We start from the raw sequence: 571 nt of genomic DNA, 5'->3' as shown, positions 1-571 counted from the left end.
CAAACCTCCCCAATCTGAGGCATTTGCGGGCAATGCTCTCAGTCAGGATGCAGCAGCACCCCAATCAATAGAGGCTAGTCCCGTCTTAGCTTCTCTTTCAGCTCTGCCAGTTTTAACGTCACAACAGCAGTGTGCGGTCTCGGCCCGCTGACGGCCCAACCACTGACCTTGTGGAGGTAATATGCATCAAAATAAGGTGCAATCAGCCATAGAGGCTGCGTTCACAATTGCATCTTGTGCGGGGTTTGTGGCATTTTGCCTTGCGATACATCTTCTCTCCATCTACGCTTTCACAACCCTATTAGTAGCAGCTATGCTACTATGTACCGCTCTTGTCACACCCGCAGTGTTCTATAGTTCCCTACTAGTCGGCGCTTACGTAGCTATCACCAAGCTTACTGAAGGTCTGCATCAAACCCGAAAATGGACGTTCATACCGGGATAATTTACCCCCCTATCTTGCTCTTGACGGTTGCGCGACAGTCTTGGGTGCGACAGGCTCCCAATTTTGGAGATCAGCAGTCATAGCCTGGAACAGGTCCCCAGCAGCACTGAGGAAACCTTCATCTTG

At 50.8% G+C, this 571-nt stretch carries 1 protein-coding gene; it reads left to right on the top strand.

Going from position 1 to position 571, the window contains the following annotated elements:
• The first annotated feature begins 181 nt into the window (after positions 1–181).
• Positions 182–445, top strand: coding sequence for a hypothetical protein (locus GAC_RS05695; RefSeq protein WP_023441439.1), 264 nt, complete (start codon positions 182–184; stop codon positions 443–445).
• Positions 446–571: the final 126 nt, after the last annotated feature.

This window comes from Anaplasma marginale str. Florida (genome assembly GCF_000215485.1).
GTDB classification, from domain to species: Bacteria; Pseudomonadota; Alphaproteobacteria; order Rickettsiales; family Anaplasmataceae; genus Anaplasma; species Anaplasma marginale.
The sequence above is the reverse complement of the archived record's forward strand: the minus strand, read 5'-3'. Positions and strand labels throughout refer to the sequence as shown.

Excerpts from the sequence above, each read along its gene's own strand:
- GAC_RS05695 (WP_023441439.1), top strand. The coding sequence starts at position 182 with ATGCATCAAAATAAGGTGCAATCAGCCATAGAGGCTGCGTTCACAATT.